Genomic DNA, 21302 nt, shown 5'->3' on the forward strand with positions numbered 1-21302 from the left:
GCTCCTTATTAGTATTTAGGATACCATTTAAGGTCACGTACAGCTTTGGCCATATCTGTTTCTTTAGCTTGTGCAAGCCCTTGTTCTTGAGCTTTCTTGGCAACAGCTTCAGCTACCTTGATAGATACGTCAGCTACATATTGGAATGGTGGAAGGACTGGCGCACCTGGTTGCCCTGAATTGACAATACCGGACAATGAGTGAGCAGCTGCCCCAATCATTTCATCTGTCAACAATTTGGCTTCAGAGGCCAACATACCAAGACCAAGACCTGGGTAGATCAAAGCGTTATTGGCTTGACCGATTTCATAGTCCACACCTTTGTAGCTGATGGTTCCTGAAGGGACACCGGTAGCGACAAAGGCTTTACCGTCTGACCATTCAATGACTTGTTGGGCTGTTGCTTCCAATTTCTTGGTTGGGTTAGAAATTGGGAAGATCACTGGGCGTTCAGTGTTTTCACACATGGCTTCAACCACTTCTTTAGTGAAGGCACCTGGGTTTGTAGCAGTTCCGACCAAGATTGTTGGTTTCACTGTTTTGATCACTTCAAGAAGATTGGTCATATCGCCTTTACCTTCGAAGTCAGCACGTTTTTTAGCAAATGGTTTTTGAGCTGGCGTCAAATCTTCCATATCGTCAAACAAAAGACCTTGTTTATCGATCATGAAGAAACGTTTGTAAGCTTCTTCTGGAGAAAGTCCTTCAGCAACCATTTCAGCGTGAACACGGTCTGCGATACCAGCACCAGCAGAACCACCACCATAGCAAAGGTAAACTTGGTCTGTCAATTTTTCACCAGTGATATCCATCGCTCCAAAGATACCACCCAAGACAACGATCCCAGTTCCTTGAATATCATCGTTGAAAGTTGGAATTTCTTTCTTGTAACGGTTCAAGATATCAGCCGCATTTGAACGACCAAAGTCTTCCCAGTGAAGGTACAATTTAGGGAAAAGTTTTCCAGCTGTTTGAACGAATTGATCGATAAAGGCATCGTATTTTTCACCACGAACACGTTCATGACGGTTCCCCAGATACATTGGATTGTTTAACAATTCTTCACGGTTGGTACCAGCATCGATGACAAGAGGCATAACGCAAGCTGGATCAATTCCGGCTGCAGCCGTGTAGACCATGAGTTTTCCGACAGAGATGTCAACCCCTTGGACACCCCAGTCACCAATACCGAGGATTCCTTCTGCGTCAGTTGCAACGATCAAGCGGATATCGCGATCGCCAGCCGCATTTTTCAACGTTTCTTCGATATTTTCTGGGTGGTTAATATCAAGGTAAGCGGCATATTGTGGGTCTACAAATAGTTCAGAATATTGTTCAATGGTGTCTGCGATCACTGGATCATAGACGATTGGGTTGAACTCAACGATGTGATGGTTAAAGAGGTAGTAGAAAAGAGTACGGTTTGTATTGAAAATTTCCATCAAGAAAAGACGTTTTTCAAGGTCTGATGGTTTGCGCAAGAAATGTTGATAAGCTTGTTCAGCTTGTTCTTCGATGCTTTGAACATAGGGAGGAAGAAGACCGATCAGGCCAAGTTCTTTACGTTCTTCCATTGTGAAAGCAGTTCCTTTATTTAAGAAAGGATTGTTTAAAATTTCATGTGATTTCATTGCGAAATACTCCTCATAAATAATTTATCTGTAAGATTTTTTCTCACGCAAGCCATTATAGTCTTCGGTAATTCTTATAGTCAACTTCCCTTGTCCTTATAAAAAAATTTTATAAGTAAGAGTTTTGTGTTAGAATGAAGGAAATGGAAATTGTAGAAATAGAGGGATAGAGATGAATATCCGAGACTTGGAATATTTTTATCAACTGTCGAAATTAAAGTCTTATACAGATGTGGCGCATTATTTTCAAGTGAGTCAACCGACTGTGACTTATGCCATCAAGCGTTTAGAGGATCACTATGCTTGCCAGTTGGTAGAAAAATCGTCTTCAAATCGTGTCTTGCACCTAACTCAGCCGGGGAAGGTTTTAGCCAATCACGCGCGAGAAGTTTTAATCGAAATCGAAAAGACAGAAAAAGCTGTTGAACGCAGTAAAAAGAATCTGTTGCGCATTGGACTACCGCCATTGATCACTAGCGATATCATGAAAAAATTTGGGACACATGATGAAGAGCTTGAGATTTTTCGTCAATCGCAATTGGTGCAATTAGGTTCCAGGGATTTGATGCGATTGTTGGTGCGTGGTGATTTAGATTTTAGTCTATTGGGAAGCTTAGAGCCTATCTCGCACGCGCATTTGACCAGTCAGCTTCTGTATAAAAAAGAATTTTTTGTGATTGTTTCAAAGGATCATCCACTAGCAAATCGCAAGGAAATTTCTTTTAAAGAGGTGTTAGAGGAGACCTTCATTCTGTTAGATGAGCATCATGTCCACATGACGGCTTTTAAACGCTTAAATGCTCGCTTTGATGATTTGGCCCAGTCTACTGTTGTCTTGACCGATTCCAACTTGGTCTTGAGTTTCATCGAAGAAAATTTGGGAATTGGCCTCATGACCGATCTGACTCTCTTTCCAGAATATCCAAATCTTGTCAAAATTCCGCTGGTTGAAGAGGAAAAAACAGTCTTCTATATTAGTTATGCCTATCCAAATGAAGGGGAACCCCAAGCGCTTCTTAGCTCCTTTATTGAACGGTTGGAGAAGTGTGAAAAATAAGGAAGCGGGTGTCAAACAGACAAATAGAAAGTGTCTTGAATAAAATGAGGCTTGTAGAGAAAGGAAATTCATGATTTCGCTTTGTCTGCCAGCCTTTTTTGGTGTTTTTTGGTATAATTAAACTTGATCATATTCTGCAGAAAGGAGTTCCTATGTCCAACTATTTATCCGTATCAAGTTTGACCAAATATTTGAAATTAAAATTTGATAAGGATCCCTATTTGGAAAGGGTTTATCTGACAGGGCAGGTCTCCAATTTCCGAAAACGTCCCAACCACCAGTATTTTTCATTAAAGGATGAAAAAGCGGTTATTCAGGCGACGGTCTGGGCTGGGGTTTATCGAAGCTTTGGTTTTGAGCTAGAAGAAGGCATGAAGATCAACGTCATCGGTCGTATTCAGCTCTATGAGCCAAGTGGGAGTTATTCCATTGTCATTGAAAAGGCTGAACCAGATGGGGTAGGGGCCTTGGCCATCCAATTTGAGCAACTCAAGAAAAAGTTGACCGAAGAAGGTCTCTTTCAGGATCGGTGGAAGCAAGCTCTGCCACAATTTTCAAGAAAGATCGGGGTCATCACCAGTCAAAGTGGGGCCGTGATTCGCGATATTATCACAACGGTGAGCCGACGCTTCCCTGGTGTAGAGATTGTGCTCTACCCGACCAAGGTTCAGGGTGAAGGCGCATCTAGTGAGGTGGTTGCTAATATTCAAAGGGCCAACCAACGGGATGATTTGGATGTCTTGATTATCGGTCGTGGGGGTGGTTCGATTGAAGACCTCTGGGCCTTTAATGAAGAAGCAGTGGTGCGAGCCATTTTTGAATCGCGGATTCCGATTATCTCCAGTGTTGGACATGAGACAGATACGACTCTAGCCGATTTTGTAGCAGACCGACGAGCTGCTACTCCGACAGCCGCTGCTGAATTGGCCACTCCAGTAACCAAATTGGATCTCTTGTCTCATTTACAAAAGCAGGAGAACCGCATGGCAACAGCTATGTCCAATCGCTTGGCCTATAATCGTGAACGCTTGGCCAAATTAAGTCAATCGGTTATTTTTAGACAGCCTGAAAGACTCTATGATGGCTATCTGCAAAAGATTGACCAGTTGCAATTGCGCTTGAAACAAGGGATGCGTGATGCTTTTGGACAAGGGGCCAATCAACTGCAAGGTCTGCGTCATCGCCTAGAAGCCATGTCTCCTTTGCATCGCATCGAGCGCTACCAAGACCGCCTGCTCCAAGATAAGAGAATCTTAACCAACCGAATGGAACAAGTCCTAAAAGAGCAAAAGAACAAGGTACAAGGCTTATCAGAAGCCCTCTTGATGCTCGATACTAGTAGGATTATTGCGCGTGGCTATGCCATGGTTAAGCAAGACGATCAGGTTCTAGACTCGGTTGCGAAAGTAAAAGAAGGGGACCCGCTGTCACTCATCATGAGAGATGGCCAGTTAGAAGTAGAGGTAAAACATGTCGAAAGAAAAGAAATTTGAAGAAAACTTAGCAGATTTGGAAGCCATTGTCCAAAAATTGGAAAGTGGTGATGTGGCTTTAGAAGAAGCTATTACAGAATTCCAAAAAGGAATGAAGTTGTCAAAAGAATTGCAAGATACCTTGGATCAAGCAGAGAAAACCTTGGTCAAGGTCATGCAAGCAGATGGTACTGAAGCGGATCTAGCATGAGACAAGAAGAAAAACGAAATAGAGTAGAGCAAGCGGTTCGCTCTTTTTATGAGGAGAAAGCCGTTGCCCCCCATTTAGTGGAGTCGGTCCTGTATTCGATCCAGGCAGGTGGAAAACGCCTGCGCCCATTGCTCCTTCTAGAATTATTAGAGGCCTTTGGACAGGAATTGACGGAGGCTCACTTTCAAGTGGCAGGAGCTTTAGAGATGATCCATACAGGAAGCCTTATTCACGATGATCTGCCAGCCATGGACAATGACGATTACCGTCGGGGACAATTGACCAATCATAAGAAATTCGGAGAAGACCTGGCGATTTTAGCAGGGGATGCGCTTTTTCTCGATCCCTTTGGGATGATAGCTGCGAGTGCCCTTCCTGATGCGGTCAAGGTCTCCTTGATTCTTGAATTGTCAGATGCTTCCGGTAGTCGTGGAATGGTAGCTGGCCAAGTCCTTGATATGGAAGGGGAGCACAAACAGCTCACGCTAGCAGAATTGCAGACTATCCATGCCAATAAGACAGGGCGCCTCCTTGCCTATCCTTTCATTGCAGCAGCTTTGATTTTAGAGTTGCAAGCAGACATTGGTCAGCTCTTAGAAAAAATCGGGAAAAAATTAGGCCTGGCTTTTCAAGTGCGGGATGATATTTTGGATTTGGTAGCTGATTTTGAAGCTTTGGGGAAGACTCCTCAAAAGGACTTAGTAGCTGAAAAATCGACCTATCCAGCCCTGTTGGGATTGGAAGAATCAAAAGCTTTGCTGACAAGTGAATTAGACGCTTGCGAGGACTTGTTGGATCAGATTACAAGTGCTTGTGACTTTGATCCGCGAGCGATCAAGAAATTAATAGAAGGATTACGAATAGATGGCTAAGGAAAGAGTGGATGTATTAGCCTATAAACAAGGCCTATTTGATACCCGCGAACAAGCCAAAAGAGGGGTGATGGCAGGTCTTGTCGTTGCCGTCATCAATGGTGAGCGCTTCGATAAACCGGGTGAAAAAATTGATGAAGCAACCGAGTTGAAATTAAAGGGTGAAAAGCTCAAATATGTCAGCCGGGGCGGTCTTAAATTAGAAAAAGCACTGAACAAATTTGGTTTGTCTGTAGAGGGTAAAATTACGATTGATATTGGAGCTTCTACAGGTGGCTTTACAGATGTCATGCTGCAAAACGGAGCCAGCCAGGTCTTTTCGGTGGATGTCGGGACCAATCAGTTGGCCTGGAAATTGCGCAATGATCCTCGGGTGGTCTCGATGGAGCAGTTCAATTTCCGCTATGCCGAGCCAGATGATTTTGAAGCGACACCGAGCTTTGCGAGTATCGATGTCAGCTTTATTTCCTTGGACTTGATTCTGCCAGCCCTTCACCGGATTTTGGCAGATAATGGACAAGTCGTGGCCTTGGTCAAACCTCAGTTTGAGGCAGGACGCGAACAGATCGGGAAAAATGGGATCATTAAGGATCCTAAGATTCATTTAGCGGTCCTTGAAAAGGTCGCTGCTTTTGCAGGGACACATGGCTTTGCGGTAATGGGAGTGGATTATTCCCCTATCCAAGGAGGCCATGGCAACATCGAATTTTTGATGTATCTAGAAAAAAAAGAAGAGAAAACAAAGCCGACTACAGAGCAGCTGGAGGCTGTTGTGGAGCTGGCACACAAGGAATTTAAACATGAAGAGTAAGAATATCAGATTAGAAAAAATTCGTCGCTTTATACGTGATCATGAGGTGGGGACCCAAGAAGAGATCGTCGAACATTTGAAAGAAGAAGGCATCTCAGCAACCCAAGCGACAGTATCACGGGATATCAAAGAATTGGGCATCGTAAAACGCCCTCTGAAAGACATGACCTATGTCTATGAATTGCCACGTAAGCATCACCAAGGGATTGGGATGATTGAAAGCAATATCTTGTCTCATCGTCGCATGGGAGAATATGTCAATTTCACCATGGTTCCGGGGACAGCGCCTTTAGTTAAACGTCGCTTACGGGAGATTTATAAGGAGCATATCTTTAGTATTGTTGCAGATGATGATACGATCTTACTGATCGCCTATTCCGCACCAGAAGCAGAGAATATCCTCAAATCAATCTTTGGGTGGTAAGAGCCTATGCTATTAGAAATTTCGATTAAGAACTTTGCCATTATCGAAGAGATTTCCTTAAATTTTGAAAAGGGAATGACGGTACTGACAGGGGAAACAGGTGCAGGGAAATCCATCATTATCGATGCCATGAACATGATGCTAGGAAGCCGCGCAACGACGGATGTCATCCGACACGGAGCCCCAAAAGCGGAAATCGAAGGTCTCTTTACCGTTGAGAGCAATCGACACCTGACAGCTCTTTTTGAAGAGCAAGGACTAGAGTGGACCGATGAATTGATCATTCGCCGAGAGATCTTGCAAAATGGACGAAGTGTCAGCCGGATCAATGGTCAAATGGTGAATTTATCTGTCTTAAAGGCAGTCGGTCAACATTTGGTGGATATCCATGGCCAGCATGATCAGGAAGAACTCATGCGGCCCCAATTGCATATCGCTATGCTGGATGAATTTGGGGATGCAGCCTTTTTCCAAACCAAAGACGCTTATCGTCAGACATTTGAAGATTACAAACGCCTGCGCAAACAAGTAGTGGAACTTCAGCGCAACCAGCAGGAAAACAAGGCCCGTATTGAGATGTTGGAGTTTCAAATTGCAGAGATTGAGGCAGCTGCCTTGGAAGTGGATGAGGACCTGCGTCTGGAGCAAGAACGCCAACTCCTGCTCAATCACAAGATGATTGCAGATACCTTAACCAATGCCTATACCATGCTGGATGCAGAAGAGTTTTCGAGTCTAGCCAATGTGCGCTCAGCCATGAATGATCTGGAAAGCATTGAAGAATATGATCCGACCTACAAAGAGCTCTCAAGCCAGTTATCGGAAACCTTCTATGCCCTTGAGGATATTACCAAGCGCTTAGAAGATGTGGTCGATGGTCTGGAGTTTGATGGCAATCGCCTCATGCAGGTGGAATCACGCCTGGATTTGATCCACTCCATCACGCGCAAGTATGGTGGCCAAGTCAAGGACGTCTTGGAATACCTGGCGCAAATCACCAAAGAATATAGCCTCCTCACCGGTAGCGACCTCTCGTCTGAGGACATGGAAAAAGAACTCAAACGTCTAGAAAAGAGCTTGGTCACCTTGGCTCAAGATTTGAGTGATCAGCGGCATACTCTGGCCCAAGCTTTGGAAAATGAAATCCAGCAAGAATTGGCAGATCTCTATATGGACAAGGCGCGTTTCCAAGTGCGTTTTAGCAAGGCTAAGTTTAATCGGGAGGGAAATGAAGCTGTCGAATTTTACATTTCGACCAACCCAGGTGAGGACTTTAAACCTCTTGTCAAGGTAGCATCTGGCGGAGAATTGTCACGTTTGATGTTGGCCATTAAGTCGGCTTTTTCTCGAAAAGAAGGAAAAACCAGTATCGTCTTTGACGAGGTGGATACAGGAGTCTCTGGGCGCGTGGCCCAAGCCATCGCAGCGAAAATTCATAAGATTGGTCAAAATGGCCAGGTGCTTGCTATTTCTCACCTGCCTCAAGTCATCGCTGCAGCAGATTATCAATTCTATATTGAGAAAATCAGTGATGAACACTCAACCGTATCTACAGTACGTTTGCTTAATAGAGAAGAACGAATCGAAGAAATTGCCAAGATGCTGGCAGGAGAGGATCTAACGGAAGCTGCCCGTCAACAAGCAGAGCAACTTCTCAAGCGTTAAGAGAAAGAAGGTTTGAAACAATGTCAACATACTTTGTAGTCGGAGATATTCACGGGAAAGCACAAATGCTAGAAGAGCTCATGACAGAGTGGGATGGAAAAGCTCAATTGGTCTTTTTAGGGGATTTGATAGATCGAGGCGAAAACAGCAAACGATCAATTGAAATCGTAAAGGACTACGTAGACCACCACGGAGCTGTTTGCCTTTCCGGGAATCACGAGTACATGTTTTTAGCCTGGTTGGACAATCCAGAAGAGCGTTATGACCACTACCGAAGAAATGGTGGCGATACGACCATCAACTCTCTGTTAGGCCGGCCACTCGATGCTCCTGTAGATGGCATTGCGGATGCGCAAGCAGTAGAGAGTACCGTCCCTGACTTGGTAGCCTTTATCCGCAGTCTGCCCTTTGACTACGAGACAGAGACCTATTATTTTGTCCACGCTGGTGTGGATCTAACCCTTGAAAATTGGCGAGAAACCAGTGATTACCAAAAGGTCTGGATCCGAAAACCATTCCATGAAGCGGAGAATCATACAGGCAAATGGATCGTCTTTGGCCATACACCAGTCTATGGACTGCTCCATGAGCCAGTCGGCACCGAAAATCTTTGGATTTCAGATCAGAAGATGGGTGTCGATGGGGGCGCTGTCTTTGGTGGAGTCCTCCATGGATTGCTCTTGGATGATCAAGGCATTGTCCATGACCATGTCCTTCATAATACAGGTTTTTCTGCCGCAGACGACTGAGGAAGCAGGAATGGATATCTTTCACTGCAAAACCCCGTGTTTTTTGATATAATGAAAGCAGAACATTCTTAGGAAGAGTATAGAAATATATGGCAAATATTAAAATAGTTACAGACTCATCTATTACAATTGAGCCTGAAGTGGTTGAAGAATATGGCATTACCATTGTGCCACTTTCTGTTATGGTGGATGGAGTCCTTTATTCCGACAGTGAGTTGGGCGAAGGGGACTTCTTGCGCTTAATGCAGTCTAGCAAAAATCTTCCAAAGACCAGCCAACCACCCGTTGGAGTCTTTGCGGAGGTGTATGAAAAGTTAGCAGCAGACGGAGCTCATATCGTTTCAATTCATATGTCTCATGCCTTGTCAGGAACCGTAGAGGCGGCTCGTCAAGGGGCAACCTTGTCAGGAGCAGATGTTACTGTGATTGATAGTGGCTTTACAGACCAAGCCATGAAGTTCCAGGTGGTTGAGGCAGCCAAGTTGGCCAAAGACGGAGCTGATTTAGACACTGTCTTGGCTCGCATCGAAGAAGTCAAAGAAAAGACAGAGTTGTATATCGGTGTTTCTACCTTGGAAAATCTGGTTAAAGGTGGGCGCATTGGCCGTGTTACCGGACTTTTGAGCTCCCTTCTTAACATCCGTGTCGTGATGCAAATGAAGGACCATCAGTTGGAACCAATTGTCAAGGGCCGTGGAAACAAGACCTTTAAGAAGTGGTTGGATGAATTGGTAGAGAAACTTTCCCATAGTAAGGTGGCTGAGATCGGGATTTCTTACGCAGGGACACCAGAATGGGCCAATGAAATGAAGGCTCAGTTGCAATCTCTCGTTGAAAAAGCAATCCCTGTTCTCGAAACTGGATCGATTATTCAAACTCATACAGGTGAGAATGCATTTGCAGTTTTGGTGCGCTACGAATAAGCTGAATAAATGTTTGAAAAAACAGGTTTAGTACTTGACCTAAAGGCTTTTTTTAGATATTATAGTACTGTTAAGGCGTAAAGCCTAAAAAAATTTGGAGGATTTGTTAAATGGCTAACAAACAAGATTTGATCGCAAAAGTGGCAGAAGCTACAGAATTGACTAAAAAAGATTCAGCAGCAGCTGTTGACGCTGTATTCGCAGCAGTTTCAGAATACCTTTCAAAAGGTGAAAAAGTTCAATTGATCGGTTTCGGTAACTTCGAAGTTCGTGAACGTGCAGCTCGTAAAGGTCGCAACCCACAAACTGGTAAAGAAATCAAAATCGCAGCTTCTAAAGTTCCAGCATTCAAAGCTGGTAAAGCTCTTAAAGAAGCAGTTAAATAATTGCATTTTGAAAAGCCATCCTAGATTTCTAGGATGGTTTTTTTGTTGGACAGCTCTATAGGATAAGGGTATAATAGGAAAAAAGAAAGAGAGAAAAGACCATGCGATTCATTTTAGGCCTCTTTGCCTTGTTGTTTATCCGACCTATTTTGTATCTACTGAAAGGGTTGTGGTTCGTACTGGAATTTTGCTTTATGATCCTCGTGGTCAAAATGCTCTTAGGAACCGTGCGCTGGATGACCAGTTGGATCGGTTGAGAGTAGATGAATCTATTTCAGGCTCGTGAATCAATACCCATTGGACATAACCTCGCTTTTCGGTTTTCAGGCTCGTGAATCAATGTCCCCTGGACATAACCTCGCTTTTCGGTTTTCAGGCTCGTGAAAAAAATGTCCACTGGACATAACCTCGCTTTTCCGTTTTCAAGCTCGTGAAAAAAATGTCCACTGGACATTTTTTTTAATTAAAAGCATTCTAAATAGTGATTTATTTTGAAACATGCTATAATAAGGGTAACGAATCGATTAAATCATATTGGAAAGGGGGGATCATAGTGAACGTATTGCATCGTCATGAAGAAGAGCGCGTGGAAGAAGTTTTGCAAAGTTTGCGTGCTAAGGGCATTCGAATTACCGATACCCGCAGAGCAGTTCTTTCCTATTTAGTGGCGAGTCATGAACATCCAAGCGCTGAGAAGATCTATCGCGATTTATTGCCTCAGTTTCCAAGCATGAGTCTAGCAACTGTCTACAACAATATCAAGGTTTTAATTGATGAGGGGGTTGTTTCTGAGATCAAGGTTCGCAATGATACCACGACCTATTTTGATTTCATGGGGCATGACCATTTGAATGTGGTGTGTGAAAAATGTGGCCGTATCGCAGATGTGGACATTGAAGTCCCAGATCTTCGCGAAGAAGCAGCGAGTCAAAGTGGCTACCAGATCACCAAGACCCAAATGACCGTCTATGGAATTTGCCCAGACTGTCAAAAACAATGATAAAGATATTCCAAGAGAGCCGTTAGGCTCTTTTTTGTGAGAAATTGCACTTTTCTATGGTCGCCACTAGATTTTTCACTGAAAATCTAGTAGAATAGAATAGATAAACGGGGGGAACCTCGGAGAATAAAAAGGAGATCCATCTAATGGTAAAATTGGTTTTTGCTCGCCACGGTGAGTCTGAATGGAACAAAGCTAACCTTTTCACTGGTTGGGCTGATGTTGATTTGTCTGAAAAAGGTACACAACAAGCGATCGACGCTGGTAAATTGATCAAAGAAGCTGGTATCGAATTTGACCAAGCATACACTTCAGTATTGAAACGTGCGATCAAAACAACAAACCTTGCGCTTGAAGCTTCTGACCAATTGTGGGTTCCAGTTGAAAAATCATGGCGCTTGAACGAACGTCACTACGGTGGTTTGACTGGTAAAAACAAAGCAGAAGCTGCTGAACAATTTGGTGATGAACAAGTTCACATCTGGCGTCGTTCATACGATGTATTGCCTCCTGCAATGGACCGTGATGATGAACACTCAGCACACACTGACCGTCGTTACGCTTCACTTGATGACTCAGTAATTCCAGATGCTGAAAACTTGAAAGTTACTTTGGAACGTGCCCTTCCATTCTGGGAAGATAAAATCGCTCCAGCTCTTAAAGATGGTAAAAACGTATTCGTAGGAGCACACGGTAACTCAATCCGTGCTCTTGTTAAACACATCAAACAATTGTCAGACGACGAAATCATGGATGTGGAAATCCCTAACTTCCCACCATTGGTATTCGAATTTGACGAAAAATTGAACGTTGTAAAAGAATACTATCTTGGAAAGTAAGATAGCGTGATTCGTTATCAATCATAGAAAGCTGACTTCGGTCAGCTTTTTTGTTCATCGCAAACCTAGCCGCTTTTGGGTTTTCAGCGCTCCCTAAAAGTGTTATAATAGAGTGTTACTAAATTGGGTTCCATTAGCCCTGAAAGGAAAAGAAACATGACAAAATCATTCTACATCACAACCCCTATCTATTACCCATCTGGTAAATTGCATATTGGTTCAGCATACACAACGATCGCCTGTGACGTCTTGGCGCGTTACAAACGTATGATGAACTACGATGTGTTCTACCTGACTGGTCTTGATGAGCACGGTCAAAAGATCCAGCAAAAAGCTGAAGAAGCTGGCATTACGCCGCAGGCTTATGTAGATGGGATGGCCGTTGGAGTGAAAGAACTCTGGCAATTACTCGATATCTCATATGATAAATTCATCCGTACGACAGACGATTACCATGAAAAAGTGGTGGCCCAGGTCTTTGAACGCTTGCTGGCGCAAGACGACATCTACCTTGGTGAATACTCTGGTTGGTACTCAGTATCTGATGAAGAGTTCTTTACAGAAAGCCAATTGGCTGAGGTCTACCGTGATGAGAATGGCAAGGTCATCGGTGGGGTAGCCCCATCAGGCCACGAAGTAGAATGGGTTTCTGAAGAATCTTATTTCCTTCGTCTCAGCAAATACCAAGACCGCTTGGTTGAATTTTTCAAATCCCAACCTGATTTCATCACGCCAGATGGCCGTCTCAATGAAATGTTGAAAAACTTCATCGAGCCAGGTTTGGAAGACTTGGCGGTATCTCGGACCACCTTTACCTGGGGTGTGCCAGTCCCATCTAATCCAAAACACGTGGTTTATGTATGGATCGATGCCCTTCTCAACTATGTGACCGCTCTTGGTTACGGTCAAGAAGATCATGAAAACTTTGACAAATTCTGGAACGGAACCGTCTTCCACATGGTTGGAAAAGACATCCTTCGTTTCCACTCCATTTACTGGCCGATCCTTCTCATGATGCTCGATATCAAATTGCCAGAGCGCTTGATTGCCCATGGTTGGTTTGTCATGAAAGACGGTAAGATGTCTAAGTCTAAAGGAAATGTCATCTACCCAGAAATGTTGGTGGAACGCTTTGGCTTGGATCCACTTCGTTACTACCTCATGCGCAGTTTGCCAGTTGGTTCAGATGGGACCTTCACACCAGAAGACTACGTGGCTCGCATCAACTATGAATTGGCCAATGACCTTGGAAACCTCCTCAACCGGACGGTAGCCATGATCAATAAATACTTTGGTGGTCAAGTTCCAGCTTATGTCGAAAATGTCACAGTATTTGATGCCGATTTGGCTAAGGTAGTTGAAGAAAACATCGCTGAATACCACAAGCAAATGAACGCGGTTGATTACCCACGCGCTTTGGAAGCCGTATGGAACATCATCTCTCGGACCAACAAGTACATCGATGAGACAGCTCCTTGGGTCCTCGCTAAAGAAGATGGGGATAAGGAACAATTGGCAGCGGTCATGGCTCACTTGGCAGCGAGCCTCCGTGTTGTGGCTCACTTGATCCAACCATTCATGATGAACACCTCAAATGCCATCATGGAACAACTTGGCTTGGGCTTGGACTTCGATCTTGAAAACTTGACCCTAGCAGGCTTCCCTGAAAATGTCACAGTGGTTGCCAAAGGAACTCCAATCTTCCCACGTCTCGACATGGAAGAAGAAATTGCCTACATCCAATCTCAAATGACTGCTGGCAAACCACAAGAAAAAGAATGGATTCCAGAAGAAGTAGAACTCAAGTCTGAAAAAGATGAGATCAAATTTGAAGACTTTGACAAGGTTGAAATCCGTGTAGCAGAAGTCAAAGAAGTGGAACGCGTCGAAGGATCAGACAAATTGCTTCGCTTCCGCCTAGATGCAGGAGATGGCGAAGACCGTCAAATCCTCTCTGGTATCGCGAAATTCTATCCAAATGAACAAGAATTGGTCGGCAAAAAACTCCAAATCGTGGCCAACCTTAAACCACGTAAGATGATGAAGAAATATGTCAGCCAAGGCATGATTCTTTCCGCAGAACACGGAGATCAATTAACAGTCTTAACAGTTGATCCATCTGTTCCAAATGGAAGCATCATTGGGTAAATGATAGAGAAAGAAAAAATCATCTAAAAAACTTTCCTTAGGTGAGTACGGACGTCAGCGAACTTCGAAGAAGTTCCATGACTTAGTTTTGGACCTAAGGTTCCAAAACTCCCGAGTGCTAGAAACACAATTGTTTCTAGCACTTTTCTCACGGCGGAAAGTTTCAGTAGATGATTGAATAATTCTAACGAATAAATTTTTTGATTTTTATAAAATTAATTTGATTTGTAAGGAAGAACAAATTGTCTACGCTCTCAAGCACTCCCGCGGGAGTGCTTTTGTTGTGTCGGTAAGGAAGGTCTCCCATTATATATTTAAATACTTGTCCTATTCATCTGGCCGGTATTCTAGGATATCTCCTGGCTGGCAGTCGAGTTCTTTGCAGATGGCTTCTAGAGTGGTGAAGCGGATGGCTTTGGCCTTGCCGGTTTTGAGGATGGAGAGATTAGCAGTGGTGATGCCGATTTTGTCAGCCAGCTCATTGGATTTCATCTTTCGCTTGGCCAGCATGACATCTAGATTGACGATAATCATGGCACCCTCCTTAAATGGTTAGCTCATTTTCTTCAGCAATCTCAATCCCTCTCTCTAAAATCTTGCCAAGGACCCAGACAATTGGAACGGCAAGGAGAAGCCCTGTGTTAAAGGTAAATTGGAAAGTGAAGGGAAGGAGATAAGCATTTCCACTGGTTTCAAGTGTGCCAGACATAAAGGACAAGACCAAGAGAATCTTCCAAGCTCGGTTGCAAAGATCAATGTTAGAGTGAGAAAAGATCTTTTCTTGGTAGAGATTTTGGAGGAAGCTACGAATGGTGATGAGAAGGTAAATATAGATAGCGCTTGAGGCTAGTGGGAAAATCAACTGCCAGATAGGTTGCGGATGTTTGGGGAAGAGCTGGATGCCATTCACATCAAAGGACAAGCGTCCAGTTTGAATGAGATCTTTAAACACTCCCATCCGTGAAAGCAGGTGGACGACCAGTGCAGCCACAGTCATAAAGCCACAGAAGTAAATGAAAGCCGTCAAGACTTCAATGACATTTTTTAAGGTTTTTGAGTTTTTCATCGCAAGCCTCCTTGAAGTTTTTTTATTTTTCACTTATAGTATACTCCTTATAAAAAATTAGTCAATAAAAAAGTATCGAAAAACGATAAAAAAATAATGATAAACAAAATATTATTTTTGAGAAACAGGTATTTTCTACTAAAACTAGTCAGTTCAAACCCTGGAAAACCACTACATAGAGGGGAATTTTACTATACTTTCGATTTAGGGTATACTAGTGTAAAGATCTTATTCCATGGAGGTAGTAAAATGAATCTTAAGTGGAAGAAAAAATACCTGGGGCCGATTTTGGGGCTGGTCGGAGCAGCTGTTCTGATCGGAGGAGTCTATCTCTACTCTAGTTCCAACATCCAACCAGACCATCAAAAGGAATTTAAGCAGACCAGCAAGAAGGTCACTAAGCCAAAGGAAAAAGCCATTGACTTGAGTGGTGACTATGTCTCTAATGAACGGGATGAAGCCAAAATCGAGAAAAAGGGCAAGGCCTGGAAGATTGATTACCAAACGGCTGACGGCAAGGTATCCGCTGAATTTAGTACGGATTGGAAGGTCGAAGGGTCTAACATGGTTTCGACAGGCAAGATGAAAAAGTCCGATGGCAATACAGACTTTACAGTCACTGTTCGTGTCTTCAAATACAAAACAGATAAGAAGCCTTTGATCACGGTCACTATGTCTGATAAAAATCCCGACCACGAGATGGTCTTTGCCAATCGAGAGGATTTTTTCAAATCGACAGATCCAAATGATGTCGTCCTTGATGGCAATCTCTCACCGTTTGAAGGTGCTTATTCCAATGATACCTATGAAAAGGAAATTGCAGATTCCGGTTTTAAACTTTATGGCTATACTCCAGAAGAATATTACCAAAACAAGACCAATGCCTTTCCAAGTATTGTAAATGGGGAGACTGGCTGGACTTTCTGGAGTGGAGGCACTCGGGCAAGTTACTTGTTCAATAAAGAAAAAGAGCCCAAGAAGCGAAAAGGCTATTATGAAGTTTATTTCACTGGGGCCAATGCGACTGCGATCCAAGGGCAAGAGCAAACCTTGTACTTAATCACAGCGGGTGTGACAGGTCCTGATGGAGTAGCTTCCCAAGAACGTCGGATTCTCTTTGGGGATGTGGCCTACCGTGATTACCATCTAGAGTGGTGGAAAGCTTACCCACAACCGAAAAAAGAGAAAGACTTGGATATTGCGGCCATTAACGGAGGCGATTTCTCAAGCTTAGCTGGAACCTGGCGCAATGGCAAGGGAGCTGAAATCGTCATCCAAGCAGACGGAAAAGTTAAGGGTCAAGGCAGCCTCAAGGCTGTTGCGGATTCGGATAAGAAGAGCAAGATCCCTTATGTTGAGATGAAGATGGGTGATACTGGTGCTGCGATTGGACTGCTGAAAATCGGTTTCCAAAATCCAGATGGAGACCAGTCTGATACCAGCAAGCCACGTCTAGTGGTCACTCAATCTGCAGGCAACTACCCAGCTGATCAATATTTCTACCGTCAATAAAAGAGAGTGGGACAGAAATCGGTAATTCGTTAGAATTCGATTTCGTCGTCCCACCTCCGCACAGTTGAGTAGGGCTGTAAAAGCTGATGAAATCAGCGTAGTAGAGCCCACTCAACCACTGCGTCTTGCTCGACAATCCAAAAAACAATTGAGAGGCTAGGACTTTTGTCCCAGCCTCTTTTTTTTTACTGCATGGAAGGCTCGTGGTGTCTGGGCAATTGTTAGTCTCTAACATTAAAAGGAAAAAAATGTAAAAAAGGCTTGACAAAGCAAATGATTAGCAGTATTATTAACTAGTTAATTAACTGATTAATAAACTAGTTAATAAAAATAAAAAAGAGGTGAAGGATGAATAGGAGAAGAATGAAGGTTCTGGGACTCTTGTTTCTCGGTTTCTTTCTGCTTGCAGCTTGTGGAAGTCAAGGAAATGCAGGCAAGCCCCCTTCTAAAAAAGGTCTCAAAATTGTCACGAGTTTTTATCCTATCTATGCCCTGGTCAAGGAAATCTCTGGCGATCAAAATGACATCTGGATGGTTCAATCAGGTGCAGGGATCCATGATTATGAGCCCTCCACCAAGGAAGTGGCCCAGATCTATGATGCGGATGTATTTGTCTATCATTCTCAGACCCTGGAATCTTGGGCCGGTCGCTTAGATCCCAATCTTCAAGGTTCCAAGTTGCGAGTGATCGAAGGTAGCCAAGGAATGACCCTTGATAAGGTGGCTGGATTAGAGGATGTCGAGGCTGGTCAGGGAAAAGAAGCCAAGCACTTGTATGATCCGCATACTTGGTTGGATCCTGTAAAAATCGCAGAGGAAGGAAAGATCATCTCCCAGCGCTTGGGAGAGATCGATCCAAAGAACAAGGAGCGCTATCAGGCCAATGCTCAAAAGCTTGAAAAGCGCTGTGAGGAACTGGTAGCCCGCTACCAGCCTCTCTTTGACAAGGCCAAGCAAAAGACTTTTGTGACCCAGCATACGGCCTTTTCTTATCTGGCCAAACGCTTTGGTCTCAAGCAGTTAGGGATTGCAGGGATTTCCCCAGAGCAAGAACCGACCGCTCGGCAATTGGCCGAGATCCAGCAGTTTGTCAAAGACTACAAAGTAAAAACGATCTTTGTGGAAAAGCACACGTCATCAAAAGTGGCAGATAGTATCGCCAAGGCAACAGGGGCGCGTGTCAAGGTCTTGGATCCACTGGAAGCTGATCCACAAAATGATAAGGATCTACTAGAAAATTTAGAAGAAAATATGGCGACTTTAGCCAAGGAATTAGAGGAGTAAATCAAGAATGAAGAAAAAGGGAACGATTGGAATTGTAGCGACATTGGGGCTAGGACTCTGTGCCTATGCGCTCAGTCAGCAACCACAAGTCAAGGAAGAGAAAAAGAATCAGATTCAGTATTTGCAAGCGGACAAGAAATCGTCAGCGACTGCCTCAAGTAAAAAGGAAGACAGCATCGAAGCGGTCAATGCCAAGGAAAAGACCCAGGCAGAGCAGATTGTCATCAAGATTACAGATGAAGGCTTTGTCACTTCTCATGGGGATCATTTTCATTACTACAGCGGCAAGGTTCCATTTGATGCCATCTTTAGTGAAGAGTTGATTTTGCGGGATCCAACTTATCAGCTGAAAGAAGCAGATATCGTGAGCAAGGTCAAGGATGGCTATATCATCAAACGCGCTGGGAAATACTATCTCTACTTAAAGGATGCCCAACATACGGTTAATGTGCGCTCGATCGAGGAGATCGCCCAACAACAAAAGGGAGGCACCAAAGAAGAAGGAGAGACGGGATCGGTGCAAGCGAGCTCCTCGCATAAGGCAGGCAAGACCCGTGACTTCCGTCAACCTAGTCAAGCGCTGAAAGAAGGTAAGACTCTTGAGATGCTGACGGCTAAAAACCATACAGGTGGTGGCTACCGTACGGACGATGGTTATGTCTTTAGCCCTGGAGATGTCATTTCAGATACAGGGGACGGCTTTATTGTGCCCCATGGCGGCCATTTCCATTATATTCCAAAGAGTGCCTTATCTGCTGGAGAGTTAGCAGCAGCCCTCTCCGTCTTAGGTGGTCAAGCCGGCCATCAGGCTGGGAACTCACGCCTAGCTGAAGCAAGTACAGAACAAGGACAAGGAACTTCATATCAAGCCTCTCCAAGCCTTGGGAAGCAAGCGAGCAACCAGCCATCAGTCAGTCCAAGCAATACACAGACAACCCCAACGACTTCTAAACCGGCTGACTCTAAACCGAGTCCAAGCCTGAGCAATCTGATTGAAGAATTGCAGAAAGCCCCGTTGTCTTCTCGTCATGTGGAGTCTGATGGTTCTGTCTTTGATCCAAGTAAGATTACCAAGTGGACCGATCAAGGGATTGTCTACCCTCATGGGGATCATTTCCACTTTATCCCATACAGCTCCCTATCTCCTTTAGAGCGTGAGCTGGCGCGGCAATTCCAACTGCTTCGTGCTCAAGGAACTGATAGTTCAACAGAAGAAAGTCCAAGCTTGCCTTCAAATCCAAGCACAAGACCAGTTGAACATGAGCATGATCATGAGCATGGCGACAGTCACGAGCACGAAGAGGAGCACGATCATGGTTTCCACGCAGACAAGGTCATCAGCAAGGACGAGGAAGGATATATGGTCGCTCATGGCAACCATGCCCATTATTTCTATAAAAAGGACCTATCTCCTCAAGAGATTGCAGCAGCAGAGGCAACTCTAGCTGGTAAGAAAGAAGAGGACAAGGGTCAGCCCCTGACAGATGATGTTGCGACCTATTCTCGCGATGCCTCAGATGAGGAAAAGATCCAGTACATCAGTAAGACCTATGGTGTCCCTCGCGAGGCCATTAAGATTTCCAATGGTTTCTTTGTCTTTAACAATCCAGACCAAGAATACGATCCGACCCACATCCATCCTTATGCCGTTCGGAAGGAACATGTCCGCATCCCACTTGAAACTGGCAATCCTGAACTAGACTTTATCAATGAACTCTATGCAACAGCGCTTCGTTCAGGGATTTCTCCTTATAGCCTCCAGATTGAAAATGGTCAGTTTGTCATTCCGCATGGCGATCACAACCACTACATCAAGGTGCGTTCAGCAGGACTAGCAGACTACTTAGCCCACCGTCTTCCAACCATTCAATCTCCTTATAAAAAAGGAGACTTGGACAAAAAAGCAGTAGAGGACAAGGTCAACCAGCTCTTAGCAGAAAGTCGCAGCCTCTATGCTTCTGATCCATTGCAGCAAAGACGGATTGAGCTGATCTTGGGCCACTTCTTGGAAAATGTCAAGAGTTTCCCAAGCAACTCGACGGAAGGCTACCTAGCCAGTCTCAAACAGGTTGATGAGCAGTACATTCATGCGACCCAAGCGGTCAAACCAAAAGAAGAGACAGCCTTGGATCGTCGTTACCAAGAATTGTTGGAACAAGTGCGCTTGCTAGATACAGAGGCCTTCCAATTGAAGAAGGAAGAGTTGGTCTCTCAACTGCAGGAAGCCTATGCTGCCAAGGACAGCAAGCGTCTAGAGCAGGAAGGAAAGCTATTAGAAGCTGTTCAAGAGATGCAAGATCGGACGGGTGTGACATCGGTCGATTACCTCAAGTATTTCTACCAAAGCTTGAGCGATGCGCGCTTGACACCAGAACTCCGCACTAAGGCAGCAGATCTAGCCTTGAAGCTCTACCGAGCTCAAGCCTTTGAAGAAGCTTGGGATTCCAAGTCTCACTTTATGGAGCTCTACCAAACCAAGCAAGCTATTGACCAGCTCTTCTCCCAAGAAAAAGGCCAAACCTATCCTATTGAAAAAACAGTTTTGGATCAAAAAGGAAGTCAAGCCCCATCTTACAACGTAGAGGTTTATGATTTCCTCAAAGGCTTGTATGGAGAGTTGGATAAGGCAACAGAAGCCCGTCAACAGAACAAGATTTTGACAGCCCTCTTAGAGCAAATCCAGTCGCTCTTGCCACAAGTCGAAGATCAAGGCAAACGAACTGCCTTTGAAACAAGCTTGGCTCAACTTGGAAAAGAATCTGATCCAGACAAGGCTATTACAAGTGGGGAAGCACTTCTACGCGAAATCAGTGATACCATTGAAAAGCAAAAACAAAAGCAAACGGAAGAGCCTCAAATTGGGGATGTCGCTCTTTATCAACAGCTCTATAACCAATTGATGGCCCTACACCAACAATTGCAGGACAAGGGAGCTAGTGATGCTGTATTTGATCGCTTAGAAGCTCTCTTTGACCAATTGTCTAATCCAAAGAGTGATAAAGCAGCCTTACTACAGGCCATCCAAGCCTTCCAGGCAGAATTGGCAGCTGCGCCATCTGCAAACGAAGCGGGCAAAGCAGCTACCACAGCTGAAACGCCTGTCCCTACAGAAACTCCGGTGGAAAAAGAAGCAGCAGCTTCAGAAGGAAGCAAGCCTGCCACAACTGAGATAGAAACAGAGCCTGCAAGCGCAGCTGTAACAGAAGCAAGCACGCCAGATACTCCATCTCCTCAGAACCAATAGAAAATAGA

The 21302-nt window shown here is 44.3% G+C and carries 20 protein-coding genes; 17 read left to right on the forward strand and 3 right to left on the reverse strand.

Annotated features, from left to right (window positions below; all coding sequences use genetic code 11):
• Positions 1-8 precede the first annotated feature (8 nt).
• The gene (locus LPB220_RS03325) at positions 9-1631 is read right to left on the reverse strand and encodes a malolactic enzyme (protein ID WP_150905510.1); all 1623 of its coding nucleotides are present in this window, start codon (positions 1629-1631) and stop codon (positions 9-11) included.
• A 172-nt stretch (positions 1632-1803) separates the two neighbouring features.
• Here LPB220_RS03325 and LPB220_RS03330 point away from each other — a divergent pair, with 172 nt between their 5' ends.
• From LPB220_RS03330 to metG, 14 genes are all read left to right on the forward strand, one after another.
• Complete coding sequence (locus tag LPB220_RS03330; RefSeq protein ID WP_049522599.1) at positions 1804-2688, forward strand: LysR family transcriptional regulator; 885 nt, start codon at positions 1804-1806, stop codon at positions 2686-2688.
• Positions 2689-2840: 152 nt separating this feature from the next.
• Positions 2841-4181, forward strand: a complete 1341-nt coding sequence (gene xseA, locus LPB220_RS03335) for an exodeoxyribonuclease VII large subunit (protein WP_150905512.1) — start codon at positions 2841-2843, stop codon at positions 4179-4181.
• Positions 4159-4371 (forward strand): exodeoxyribonuclease VII small subunit, encoded by a 213-nt coding sequence (locus tag LPB220_RS03340; RefSeq protein ID WP_003006013.1) that lies wholly within the window; start codon positions 4159-4161, stop codon positions 4369-4371. Before xseA ends, LPB220_RS03340 begins: the two co-directional genes overlap by 23 nt.
• The gene (locus LPB220_RS03345; RefSeq protein WP_150905514.1) at positions 4368-5243 is read left to right on the forward strand and encodes a polyprenyl synthetase family protein; all 876 of its coding nucleotides are present in this window, start codon (positions 4368-4370) and stop codon (positions 5241-5243) included. The genes LPB220_RS03340 and LPB220_RS03345 overlap by 4 nt, the downstream gene beginning before the upstream one ends.
• Positions 5236-6054 carry a TlyA family RNA methyltransferase gene (locus tag LPB220_RS03350; RefSeq protein WP_061455306.1) on the forward strand — a complete coding sequence of 273 codons (819 nt, stop codon included), beginning with the start codon at positions 5236-5238 and terminating at the stop codon, positions 6052-6054. Before LPB220_RS03345 ends, LPB220_RS03350 begins: the two co-directional genes overlap by 8 nt.
• Positions 6044-6478 carry an arginine repressor gene (locus LPB220_RS03355; protein ID WP_003006022.1) on the forward strand — a complete coding sequence of 145 codons (435 nt, stop codon included), beginning with the start codon at positions 6044-6046 and terminating at the stop codon, positions 6476-6478. The genes LPB220_RS03350 and LPB220_RS03355 overlap by 11 nt, the downstream gene beginning before the upstream one ends.
• Positions 6479-6484: 6 nt before the next feature.
• Entirely contained in the window at positions 6485-8143 is a 1659-nt protein-coding gene (gene recN / locus LPB220_RS03360) for a DNA repair protein RecN (protein WP_150905516.1), read from the forward strand.
• A gap of 20 nt (positions 8144-8163) precedes the next feature.
• On the forward strand, positions 8164-8892 hold the full coding sequence (locus tag LPB220_RS03365) for a metallophosphoesterase (RefSeq protein WP_150905518.1): 729 nt from the start codon (positions 8164-8166) through the stop codon (positions 8890-8892).
• Between the two features lie 89 nt (positions 8893-8981).
• On the forward strand, positions 8982-9815 hold the full coding sequence (locus tag LPB220_RS03370) for a DegV family protein (RefSeq protein WP_150905520.1): 834 nt from the start codon (positions 8982-8984) through the stop codon (positions 9813-9815).
• A 110-nt stretch (positions 9816-9925) separates the two neighbouring features.
• Positions 9926-10201, forward strand: coding sequence for an HU family DNA-binding protein (locus LPB220_RS03375; RefSeq protein ID WP_003006038.1), 276 nt, complete (start codon positions 9926-9928; stop codon positions 10199-10201).
• 101 nt (positions 10202-10302) lie between these two features.
• Entirely contained in the window at positions 10303-10458 is a 156-nt protein-coding gene (locus LPB220_RS10750; RefSeq protein ID WP_191904619.1) for a hypothetical protein, read from the forward strand.
• A gap of 296 nt (positions 10459-10754) precedes the next feature.
• A complete protein-coding gene (locus LPB220_RS03380; RefSeq protein WP_083312679.1) occupies positions 10755-11201 on the forward strand; it encodes a Fur family transcriptional regulator in 447 nt (148 codons plus the stop codon).
• Between the two features lie 146 nt (positions 11202-11347).
• Positions 11348-12040 (forward strand): phosphoglycerate mutase, encoded by a 693-nt coding sequence (locus LPB220_RS03385; protein WP_003012031.1) that lies wholly within the window; start codon positions 11348-11350, stop codon positions 12038-12040.
• 156 nt (positions 12041-12196) lie between these two features.
• The gene (gene metG, locus LPB220_RS03390; protein WP_150905522.1) at positions 12197-14188 is read left to right on the forward strand and encodes a methionine--tRNA ligase; all 1992 of its coding nucleotides are present in this window, start codon (positions 12197-12199) and stop codon (positions 14186-14188) included.
• Positions 14189-14515: 327 nt separating this feature from the next.
• Here the strand turns inward: metG and LPB220_RS03395 are convergent, their stop codons facing one another.
• The gene (locus LPB220_RS03395; protein ID WP_003006064.1) at positions 14516-14722 is read right to left on the reverse strand and encodes a helix-turn-helix domain-containing protein; all 207 of its coding nucleotides are present in this window, start codon (positions 14720-14722) and stop codon (positions 14516-14518) included.
• Positions 14723-14732: 10 nt separating this feature from the next.
• Complete coding sequence (locus LPB220_RS03400) at positions 14733-15254, reverse strand: DUF2975 domain-containing protein (RefSeq protein ID WP_150905524.1); 522 nt, start codon at positions 15252-15254, stop codon at positions 14733-14735.
• A 249-nt stretch (positions 15255-15503) separates the two neighbouring features.
• Between LPB220_RS03400 and LPB220_RS03405 the strand changes: the two genes are divergently transcribed.
• The 3 genes from LPB220_RS03405 to LPB220_RS03420 all read left to right on the forward strand — a co-directional run bounded on the left by LPB220_RS03405 (position 15504) and on the right by LPB220_RS03420 (position 21294).
• On the forward strand, positions 15504-16766 hold the full coding sequence (locus LPB220_RS03405; RefSeq protein ID WP_150905526.1) for a DUF6287 domain-containing protein: 1263 nt from the start codon (positions 15504-15506) through the stop codon (positions 16764-16766).
• A 348-nt stretch (positions 16767-17114) separates the two neighbouring features.
• Positions 17115-18050, forward strand: a complete 936-nt coding sequence (locus LPB220_RS03415; protein ID WP_150905528.1) for a metal ABC transporter solute-binding protein, Zn/Mn family — start codon at positions 17115-17117, stop codon at positions 18048-18050.
• Positions 18051-18057: 7 nt separating this feature from the next.
• Complete coding sequence (locus tag LPB220_RS03420) at positions 18058-21294, forward strand: pneumococcal-type histidine triad protein (protein ID WP_150905530.1); 3237 nt, start codon at positions 18058-18060, stop codon at positions 21292-21294.
• Positions 21295-21302: the final 8 nt, after the last annotated feature.

This window comes from Streptococcus sp. LPB0220, assembly GCF_008727815.1.
Classification (GTDB): domain Bacteria; phylum Bacillota; class Bacilli; order Lactobacillales; family Streptococcaceae; genus Streptococcus.